13 protein-coding genes and 1 pseudogene are annotated in these 9,265 nt (G+C 41.9%); 7 read left to right on the top strand and 7 right to left on the bottom strand.

All coding sequences use genetic code 11. The annotated features are described in order from the left end of the window. A partial coding sequence (locus tag V2H77_RS01735; protein WP_445935448.1) for a phage tail fiber protein occupies positions 1-812 on the top strand: 812 nt, incomplete at its 5' end. A gap of 314 nt (positions 813-1,126) precedes the next feature. Here the strand turns inward: V2H77_RS01735 and V2H77_RS01730 are convergent. From V2H77_RS01730 to cysS, 6 genes and pseudogenes are all read right to left on the bottom strand, one after another. After that, a complete protein-coding gene (locus tag V2H77_RS01730) occupies positions 1,127-1,474 on the bottom strand; it encodes a type II toxin-antitoxin system HicB family antitoxin (RefSeq protein ID WP_265378779.1) in 348 nt (115 codons plus the stop codon). 231 nt (positions 1,475-1,705) lie between these two features. Next, positions 1,706-2,122: a type II toxin-antitoxin system HicB family antitoxin gene (locus tag V2H77_RS01725; RefSeq protein WP_049582513.1), complete on the bottom strand. Its 417-nt coding sequence runs from the start codon at positions 2,120-2,122 to the stop codon at positions 1,706-1,708. Between the two features lie 58 nt (positions 2,123-2,180). Beyond that, entirely contained in the window at positions 2,181-2,360 is a 180-nt protein-coding gene (locus tag V2H77_RS01720) for a type II toxin-antitoxin system HicA family toxin (protein WP_036805646.1), read from the bottom strand. Between the two features lie 173 nt (positions 2,361-2,533). Beyond that, positions 2,534-2,605, bottom strand: a pseudogene (locus V2H77_RS01715) (phosphoribulokinase); the annotation flags it as partial. A 260-nt stretch (positions 2,606-2,865) separates the two neighbouring features. Further along, entirely contained in the window at positions 2,866-3,012 is a 147-nt protein-coding gene (locus tag V2H77_RS01710) for a hypothetical protein (RefSeq protein WP_155416464.1), read from the bottom strand. A 197-nt stretch (positions 3,013-3,209) separates the two neighbouring features. Further along, complete coding sequence (gene cysS, locus V2H77_RS01705; RefSeq protein ID WP_341497414.1) at positions 3,210-4,595, bottom strand: cysteine--tRNA ligase; 1,386 nt, start codon at positions 4,593-4,595, stop codon at positions 3,210-3,212. 267 nt (positions 4,596-4,862) lie between these two features. Between cysS and ppiB the strand changes: the two genes are divergently transcribed. The 5 genes from ppiB (at position 4,863) to V2H77_RS01680 (ending at position 8,184) form a co-directional block, all read left to right on the top strand. Then, a complete protein-coding gene (ppiB, locus tag V2H77_RS01700) occupies positions 4,863-5,357 on the top strand; it encodes a peptidylprolyl isomerase B (protein WP_011147946.1) in 495 nt (164 codons plus the stop codon). A gap of 10 nt (positions 5,358-5,367) precedes the next feature. Further along, positions 5,368-6,090, top strand: a complete 723-nt coding sequence (gene lpxH / locus V2H77_RS01695; protein ID WP_341497413.1) for a UDP-2,3-diacylglucosamine diphosphatase — start codon at positions 5,368-5,370, stop codon at positions 6,088-6,090. A 147-nt stretch (positions 6,091-6,237) separates the two neighbouring features. After that, entirely contained in the window at positions 6,238-6,768 is a 531-nt protein-coding gene (gene purE / locus V2H77_RS01690) for a 5-(carboxyamino)imidazole ribonucleotide mutase (protein WP_341497412.1), read from the top strand. Beyond that, positions 6,765-7,847 (top strand): 5-(carboxyamino)imidazole ribonucleotide synthase, encoded by a 1,083-nt coding sequence (gene purK, locus V2H77_RS01685; protein WP_341497411.1) that lies wholly within the window; start codon positions 6,765-6,767, stop codon positions 7,845-7,847. Before purE ends, purK begins: the two co-directional genes overlap by 4 nt. A gap of 112 nt (positions 7,848-7,959) precedes the next feature. Further along, positions 7,960-8,184, top strand: a complete 225-nt coding sequence (locus V2H77_RS01680; RefSeq protein WP_341497410.1) for a hypothetical protein — start codon at positions 7,960-7,962, stop codon at positions 8,182-8,184. A 181-nt stretch (positions 8,185-8,365) separates the two neighbouring features. Here the strand turns inward: V2H77_RS01680 and V2H77_RS01675 are convergent, their stop codons facing one another. After that, complete coding sequence (locus V2H77_RS01675; protein WP_341497409.1) at positions 8,366-8,986, bottom strand: riboflavin synthase subunit alpha; 621 nt, start codon at positions 8,984-8,986, stop codon at positions 8,366-8,368. Positions 8,987-9,153: 167 nt separating this feature from the next. Here V2H77_RS01675 and V2H77_RS01670 point away from each other — a divergent pair. Continuing rightward, a partial coding sequence (locus V2H77_RS01670) for a helix-turn-helix domain-containing protein (protein ID WP_341497415.1) occupies positions 9,154-9,265 on the top strand: 112 nt, incomplete at its 3' end.

The raw sequence follows: 9,265 nt of genomic DNA, 5'->3' as shown, positions 1-9,265 counted from the left end.
GCTCTGCCCGTGATAATTATGGTTTTGAGGAAGATTGGACTAATATTTATACAACAAAAAATAAACCAACGGCGGCGGATATTGGGGCATATGCAAAATCCGAGGGATCTGAATTTATCCAACCAAAGTATATTGATCAAACGAATCTCAGTGATCTTACCTCATGGATAAAATCATTGCCTCAGGGTGGTCATGCATTCAGATTTGCAGGGAATCATGGAGGCATTGGATATCCGTGGTCGGGCGGCTATATAACACGAATGCATGACATATGGGCAGGATTTGTCGCGCATTATGACAATGCCGGCATCAGCTTCATCCACGGAAATGACGGAGGTGGAAATACAAAAGTTAGCCGACTTTGGACAGATAAAAACGCCCGTTCCGATGCTAACGGCATTCTCAGAGTATCCAGCCCAGTTGTCGATATTCATCCAGACGGAACTTACGAGTTAACCAGCGAAGCTGAGGGAGTGACTGTTAAGCGCGTAGATACAGGGAAATATCGTATCAGCGGCTGCAACGGTTTTGCCAAAGATGGTGCGTGGGGAATCCACGGTGGAACTATCATCCCGGCGGACAGCAACGGGTTAAATCTGATTTGGATTCGTGAATCGGTAGACACAGCCAGCGGCGATATAACAATCGAATGTTACCATCGTCAAAATAAAGACGCTCCAGAATTTGCTCAAAATAAACGCGTAAGAAGTGTAACTGCAACAGGGGAAGTCATTTATTACAACGATGCTGAACCCTGCGATATTCCAGACGGAAGAGTCATTAATATTCGTGTGCAACTACCTGAAATGTAATTAGGATCAGTCTCCCTAAAAGGAAGCCCCAGATTGCTGACGAACCCCATTCAAAAAGTGGGGTTCTGTTGATGTCAATCGTATTGTTGTAGTGTGGGGTCTTTTAGTATATCGAGGTATCCATTTTCCAGTGCCTCTATTCAAAGACCTGGCCCAATGGTTATACCCGTCATCTTTCAAGTTGCCTCTTTGTTGGCTGCACTCACTCACCCCGGTCACATAGTTTGCTATGCTCCCGGGGATTCGCTCCCTTGCCGTCGCGATGCATCTTGAAATCCATTGGGTATAGACTTTTATCATTAATCCGGAAGCTATTAAGACCCTACATGATGTTTACTGACTTCATTTTCTAGCGCTTGATTCACGAAAGCATTAATCGTCACATCTTCTTCAAGTGCTAGTTCTGCAATTTTTCTATGCAATTCTGGATTAACTCTAACATTAAAAACCCCTTTATATGGCACATCAGGATTTTTATTTAATTCCTTGCAGTCTTGCAAATACAAATCAATTGAGACTTTAAATTCATTTTCCAATTCTGCAATTGTTTTTGCTTCATAAGTCACTAAATCGCGGATATATTCCAATTTACCAAAAAGGGTATTGTTTTCCAGGTCAAATTCAATTGTACCTAAATAACCTTTATATTTTAAATATTTCATATCAACCCCACTTCTTTTAAAGTCTGTTTCTCCGCTTTGCTCATGTACTCGTCCTTCTTCACAAGAAGGTAACTAGCAGTAGTTACAAATATCAAATAAGTCAAGTTCCTTGTGCAATAAAAAGGGGCGTTAGCATCCTCCAGATTGCTGAGAATCCCACTTAAAAAGTGGGATTCTCAGACCGCTGACAAAACTCCTTAAAAATATGAGGCTGATCAATCATAATTATTATTACTGAATACCGTTTTGCAATTCATGCAAAGCAGCCACTTGCAAAAAGTGGCTACGATTCTTGTACAAGTTTGGGCTTGCTTTAACTTGATCATCGATTTTCTTTGATAACAAATCAGGTAGAGTGACGTTGAATTTTGTCGATTTACCTAAATATGGTTCAACATCAATGTCAATTACAGCCCATGCCCACCCTGCGTATTCTTCATCTTTGATCCAGTAATCCAATGGCTTTGAGTCAGGGGGTAATTGGTTCATTTCGGCCAATAACTCTAAATGCCCAGTGATAGCTTCCTTGGAGTTTTTTATTGCATCCTCCATTGAATCACCCGCCGAGAAACAACCTGATATATCGGGCACAACCACGCCATAAGCGCAGTTCTCATCACCAATTTCAATCGCAATGGGATATAACACGTTATACTCCTCCAATAATTTTGAAAAATTTGATTAGTGCAGATGCAGATAAGGGGGCTTATAGCCCCACTTGCTTCTGTATTTTCCTGAGCAATCCCACTTTGATTTCCTGCTTGGGATGTGGAATTGTCAACAGGTCATTACGTTCAGGGTGCTTAAAATGATGATGGCTCCCGTTGATTCTTACCAGCACCCACCCTTTTTTCTCAACTTCTTTGATTAAATCTGCACTTCTCAAATCAACTCCATCTGTTTAACTTGGTAATTAAAATAACCCCAATAACTCCAACTGTCAATAAAAAATAACCTCAATAACCCTATTTAAATTAGAGCACGATTAGATGTAGCACAGGAAGGTTTTAGTTGGTTATTAAACAGTGTCTGAGTCTCAGCCGATTTGGTATTAAACTATTCGACCATGTTTTTCAACCGATAACCATGACGTGTTAACGTCGATTTGAGATCATTAATTTGCCTGGCCATAGGAATAAAGATAACCTAAATGAAACATCTAAGGGTGTTTAAGGATGGCATTTAGGGGGTACTGAAATGAGACGGTAGGGATACATGACGATAATTTCATTGCCACTTAAAGTGAGTATAAGGAGATGGATTGCAAGTATGACGATGTTTAAATGCAAGTAGCTACAGCTAGAGTTATTTTCCGTTCAGTTAGATTTGATGGAATTGAACAACTTGAAGAAGAGAATGACTTATCAAATAACTAACTATTAGTTGAATTCTTATTCAAAAGTCGTAATGCTTGAGGATTTTTTGTTCACTATCGGACAGCAACGGCATTGAGCCGTTACTGGATGGTTTTTGGGGACCAGCTCGTCAAGCGAGAGGGTTTCTGGCGGGAAAGTTTGGGGAGGCGGTGTTCTTAACATAGCGGCAAGCTCCGTCTGGTGAACGGAACTTCATTAAAACAAAGTGCCGGATAAAAAACCAGCACTTTGTCAATAATCTGCAAATCCCACTTAAAAAGTGGGATTCTGTTGATATCCGATGGCTAGACCTTTGTCATCAATCTGAGGTTCCCCAAGAAGGAAGCCTTAATTATCAAGGCAGTTGTACTCTATCAGGCTTACTTACGACGCCAGCTTGTCCCTTGCGGGCCATCTTCCAAGTCAATACCCATCTCATTTAACTGATTACGAGCAGAATCTGCCAGCGCCCAATCTTTATTTTTACGGGCATCATTACGCTGCTTAATCAGTGCTTCAACTTTAGCAATCTCTTCACCATCAGCCTGAGCACCACGGTGCAAGAATTGTTCCGGCTCTTGTTGCAACAAACCTAAAATACCTGACAATTTGCGTAATTCAGCCGCTAAGCCATTCGCTGCGTCAATATCTTCTGCTTTCATACGGTTGATTTCACGTGCCATATCAAATAGTACCGAATAAGCTTCCGGCGTATTGAAATCATCATTCATTGCTTCAATAAAACGCGCCTCAAATACTTCACCACCGGCCGGCTGTACAGAAGCCTCTGTACCTCGCAGAGCAGTATAAAATCGTTCAAGCGCGGTACGAGCCTGTTTTAGGTTATCTTCTGTATAGTTAAGTTGACTGCGGTAATGACCTGACAGCAAGAAATAGCGCACTGTCTCGGCATCGTAATATTCCAATACGTCACGGATAGTAAAGAAGTTGTTCAGCGATTTGGACATCTTCTCTTTATCTACCATTACCATCCCTGAATGCATCCAGTAATTCACATACGGGCCATCATGGGCACACGTAGATTGCGCAATTTCGTTTTCATGATGCGGAAACATCAGATCAGCACCACCACCATGAATATCAAAATGATTACCTAGCTGTTTACTGTTCATGGCAGAACATTCAATATGCCAACCAGGACGGCCCGCTCCCCACGGCGATTCCCAGCTTGGTTCCCCAGGCTTGGACATTTTCCACAACACGAAATCCATCGGGTTACGCTTAACATCAGCCACTTCCACTCGCGCCCCTGCTTGTAACTGGCTGAGATCCTGACGAGAAAGCAATCCGTAATCCTGATCACTTTCGACGGAAAACATGACATCGCCATTATCTGCAACATAGGCGTAACCACGTTCTATTAACGATTCGGTCAGTTCAATAATTTCTGGAATATGACGAGTCGCACGCGGTTCCAGATCAGGACGTAAAATATTCAGCGCGTCAAAATCTTTGTACATTTCCGCCAGCATACGACCAGTCAGATCATCACAACTTTCACGGTTTTCCGCCGCCCGCTTGATAATTTTGTCATCAACATCGGTCACATTGCGTACATAAGTTAAATCGTATCCCAGATAACGCAGATAACGAGCAACCACATCAAAAGAAACAAAGGTTCTGCCGTGACCAATATGACACAGGTCATAAATTGTGATACCACACACGTACATCCCCACTTTCCCTGGATGGATTGGCTTAAATTCTTCTTTCTGGCGGCTGAGGGTATTGAAAATTTTTAGCATCGAGATTTTCCGTAAATTCACTGTACGTGTGTTAAAAATAACGAATTGATAATTCTGGATTTATGTCCTTATCTCATCAATAAATGCTCGATATGGCATAGTCCAATAGGATATTGAAACCTGATATTAAGCGCTTTGCAAGGTTGGTAATCAAGATAGCTCACTGAAATTAATATGTACTGACTCATTATGGTAGATGTGATATAAAAGCCGCTTGGTCCAAATGCCCTAACCGGGTTAATCAAAACTATTATTAGGATTTCAATTATGGTGACTTTCCATACCAATTTTGGCGATATAGTAATTAATACTTTCGCTGATAAAGCTCCTGTAACTGTTGAGAATTTCTTGAACTACTGCCGCAATAGCTTCTACGATAATACTATTTTCCACCGTGTTATTAACGGTTTCATGATTCAGGGTGGTGGATTTGAACCTGGTATGAAACAAAAGCCGACTGATGCAGCTATCAAAAACGAAGCCAATAACGGTCTGAAAAACAACCGTGGTACTTTGGCAATGGCCCGTACTAACGATCCACACTCAGCAACTGCGCAGTTCTTCATTAACGTTGTTGATAATGATTTCCTGAACTTCCGTTCTGAGCGCCCTGATGGTTGGGGTTACTGCGTCTTTGCCGAAGTGATCGAAGGTATGGATGTTGTTGATAAAATCAAAGGCGTTTCTACTGGTCGCAGCGGTATGCACCAAGATGTACCACTCGAAGATGTTATCATCGAAAAAGTGACTGTCAGCGAATAATTCACCGCGTATGTGTACACTTTTTATCGCAGATTTACATCTCAGCGAACATGAACCGGCAATTACTGCCGGTTTTCTGCGTTTCTTGCGTGAAGATGCCATTCAGGCAGATAGCCTCTATATTCTCGGCGATCTGTTCGATTACTGGATTGGCGATGATGATGACAACCCTCTCCACCGTGAAATCGCTAGCGCATTAAAAACTGCGCAACAACAAGGTGTTACCTGTTACTTTATTCATGGTAACCGTGACTTTCTGCTCGGTTCGAGCTTTGCTAAAGAGAGTGGCATCATATTGCTCCCACAGGAAAAAGTACTGGAACTGTACGGTAAGCAAGTACTTATTCTACACGGCGATACCTTATGTACCGACGACGAAGGCTATCAACGATATCGGAAGCGGGTTCATACCCCGTGGGTCCAACGCCTGTTTCTACTATTACCTCTGTCTATCCGTCAAAAAATTGCCGTCAAAATGCGCGCAAATAGCCAATCGGTCAACAGCAGAAAATCCGAAGCCATTATGGATGTAAACCAGCAAGCTGTTATTGATACTTTTGAGCGGTATCAAGCTGACTGGATGATTCATGGACATACCCACCGCCCTTTTGTACATGAAGTTCTTCTGCATGATAAAACCGTTTACCGTGGTGTACTTGGCGCATGGCACCATCAGGGATCGATGTTCAAAATAACGGATAAATCAATCGATTTGATCTCTTTCCCATTCTGATCAACCAAGAACACTTACATTCAGATATCACAATACAAGTATAAAGTAACGCAATCGTTTTCCTTAGCCTACGAGCATGATATGATTCGCGGCCTTAAAGCGCTATTTTCGTTCTGGTGGACGTTAAAACACAGGAGCATTTGATTTATGACCGCCCGGCCTGATTCAGCAGGAACAATTCAACACAACGCCAAAATCGCCATCGTTATGGGTTCTAAAAGCGACTGGGCTACCATGCAACATGCAGCGGATATCCTGACTTCCCTTAATGTACCTTTCCACGTTGAAATTGTTTCTGCCCATCGCACGCCCGATAAACTCTTTAGTTTTGCCCAACAAGCGGAACAAAACGGTTTTGATGTCATTATCGCTGGTGCCGGTGGCGCCGCCCATTTACCCGGCATGTTGGCTGCCAAAACACTGGTGCCCGTTCTCGGCGTACCCGTACAAAGCGCCGCACTGAATGGCGTAGACAGCCTCTACTCTATCGTACAGATGCCAAAAGGAATTCCTGTCGGCACGCTTGCGATTGGGAAAGCCGGCGCGGCAAACGCAGCCTTACTGGCCGCACAGATTCTGGCTCGTCATGATAAAGATTTGCTGCAACGCCTCAGCCATTGGCGTGAAACACAAACTCAGGATGTACTCGATAATCCCGATCCACGGGAGGAAGCATGAAGCCAGTTTGTGTATTAGGCAATGGTCAGCTCGGCCGCATGTTACGTCAGGCAGGAGAACCTTTAGGCATCACAGTTTATCCTGTTGGTCTGGATGCTGAACCCGAAGCGGTTCCTTATCAGAATAGTGTTATTACCGCCGAAATTGAGCGCTGGCCGGAAACAGCCCTTACCCAAGAACTTGCCCGTCATAAGGCTTTCGCTAATCGGGATATTTTTCCCCGTCTGGCCGATCGTCTGCCACAAAAACAATTAATGGACAGCCTCGGGCTGGCAACCGCTCCGTGGCAATTACTCTCTGATACCAACCAATGGCCGCAATTATTCTCTGAGCTCGGTAATTTCGTTATCGTTAAGCGCCGAGTTGGTGGTTACGATGGACGTGGGCAATGGCGTATCCGCCCCGGAGATGAAACAGAATTACTCGCCGATATTTATGGTGAATGTATTGCCGAGCAAGCAATTCCTTTCTCTGGCGAAGTTTCACTGGTAGGGGCCCGCAATAAGAGTGGCGATTGTGTGTTCTACCCATTAGCGCACAATTTGCATCAAGATGGCATTCTCCGTGCCAGTGTTGTTTCTCCTCAGGAAAATTGCCATTTACAGCGTTACCATTTACAACAACAGGCCGAGAGTATGTTGTCAGCTATTATGCACGAGTTGAAATATGTCGGCGTGATGGCAATGGAATGTTTTATTGTCGGTGATAATTTACTGATCAACGAACTCGCGCCACGCGTTCACAACAGTGGTCATTGGACTCAAAACGGCGCATCTATCAGCCAATTTGAATTACATTTGCGTGCTATTCTGAATTTGCCCATGCCTCGACCAGAAGTCACTGCGCCATCAGTTATGATCAATTTGATTGGTACAGATATCAATACACAATGGCTCGGTTTACCCTTGGTACATTTACATTGGTATGAGAAAGAAGTTCGCCCCGCACGTAAAGTGGGTCACCTTAATCTCTCTCACTTTGATAAAAACGAATTAAAAAATACATTGCAGAAACTTATTCCCATGTTGCCATCTGAATATCAGAGTGGCCTTGAATGGGCGCAGGAAAAATTAATGTAACTAACGTCTGACACTGGCATTGTTTATTGATCTGATTATCTTGATTTGTGTCCACAATAGCCCTAAGTAAGGACACAAATAGTAAAAGATGGAGAGTCACATAAATACGGCCATGTTAGAAGTTGGTGTTTCTGAAAAATTTAAAAATGCGGTAGCACAATTCGCCCAGGATAATAATTTGAATATATCTAGCTTTGTCCGTCTGGTATTAACTAGAGCGATAGAAGAACACCATGTTCCTAATCCTACAACGCAGGCAGCAATCCATGAACTGGACAGTGGTAGCGGTACAAGTATAGATACCATAGGTGAATTTTGGGACAAAATTTTCCAATAAAATATACTCAGAATTCACTATCTTAAGCAAAATTCAAGTTAACTATTTATCATGGAATATATGACAAACGGACATCAAAATAATCAGACTTTTATCATTTAATGGCCTGGGATTAATTGTGGAAGCGGAAGTAAAGTGACTTACCGCTTCACACCTCAACTCATTTACATTCTTTCAATTATCATATTGATCTACTCGCATTAATCGATCTAGATATAGTATCCACAATTGTTCTCGTTGTTTGATCTATTTCATAATTAAGTAAATCACCAACTTTAATATTACCCAGATTAGTCATTCTTAACGTTTCTGGAATTAAATTTAATTCTATAGTCTTATCATCTTCATTTATACCATTGATTGTTAAGCTACAACCATGCAGCCCAATAAAACCTTTATGGAAAAAATATCTTATATTATCTCCAGGAATACTAATCACTAATCGATAAGTTTCACCCGTTTTAATAAAATCAACGACTTTTGCTACGCCTTCAATATGTCCATATAAGCTATGACCACCATTTTCTTTATTCATTTGATGTGATCTTTCGATATTAACTTCATCCCCTACATTTAAAAACTTTAATGTGGTCACATCAGCGGTAAAATCTGATATATCAAACCAGACGATATCGTTGTTAAATTGGGTGACAGTCAAGCATGTACCGTTAATCGCAACACTGGCCCCCACAGAAACATCATCAAAGAAATGGTTATTATTACTGACGGTCAATGTACTAAATCCCTCTCTTTTCTCAAGAGATAATACTTTTTCTTTTCCTTGCACAATTCCAGTATACATAATCACCCTCTTTTATTAAGTAGAAATACCCTTATTACATAAGAAAATCTATTTTTCCATGAAAATATTTATAATAAAAAGTGGTGGATTCGACTAATAAGTGCAATTTTTCAGAAAGGCGGTCAGTTGCTATAGTAGGCATCTTTCCCGCCACAGGAAAATGCACTATGGCCTATACACAACTGACCGAGACAGAAAGATACCAGATTTCCAGTTTAAAAAAAGCGGGTTTTTCACAGCGTTTCATTGCTGAGTCACTGAAGAGAAGAGCAAAGACAA

It is taken from the genome of Photorhabdus sp. P32 (genome assembly GCF_038085095.1).
Classification (GTDB): domain Bacteria; phylum Pseudomonadota; class Gammaproteobacteria; order Enterobacterales; family Enterobacteriaceae; genus Photorhabdus; species Photorhabdus luminescens.
Note: the sequence above shows the minus strand (reverse complement) of the source record. Positions and strands in the feature narration are given on the sequence as shown.

Excerpts from the sequence above, each read along its gene's own strand:
- V2H77_RS01730 (WP_265378779.1), bottom strand. The coding sequence starts at position 1,474 with ATGAAATATTTAAAATATAAAGGTTATTTAGGTACAATTGAATTTGAC.
- V2H77_RS01710 (WP_155416464.1), bottom strand. The coding sequence starts at position 3,012 with ATGTTAAGAACACCGCCTCCCCAAACTTTCCCGCCAGAAACCCTCTCG.
- cysS (WP_341497414.1), bottom strand. The coding sequence starts at position 4,595 with ATGCTAAAAATTTTCAATACCCTCAGCCGCCAGAAAGAAGAATTTAAG.
- ppiB (WP_011147946.1), top strand. The coding sequence starts at position 4,863 with ATGGTGACTTTCCATACCAATTTTGGCGATATAGTAATTAATACTTTC.
- lpxH (WP_341497413.1), top strand. The coding sequence starts at position 5,368 with ATGTGTACACTTTTTATCGCAGATTTACATCTCAGCGAACATGAACCG.
- purE (WP_341497412.1), top strand. The coding sequence starts at position 6,238 with ATGACCGCCCGGCCTGATTCAGCAGGAACAATTCAACACAACGCCAAA.
- purK (WP_341497411.1), top strand. The coding sequence starts at position 6,765 with ATGAAGCCAGTTTGTGTATTAGGCAATGGTCAGCTCGGCCGCATGTTA.
- V2H77_RS01680 (WP_341497410.1), top strand. The coding sequence starts at position 7,960 with ATGTTAGAAGTTGGTGTTTCTGAAAAATTTAAAAATGCGGTAGCACAA.
- V2H77_RS01675 (WP_341497409.1), bottom strand. The coding sequence starts at position 8,986 with ATGTATACTGGAATTGTGCAAGGAAAAGAAAAAGTATTATCTCTTGAG.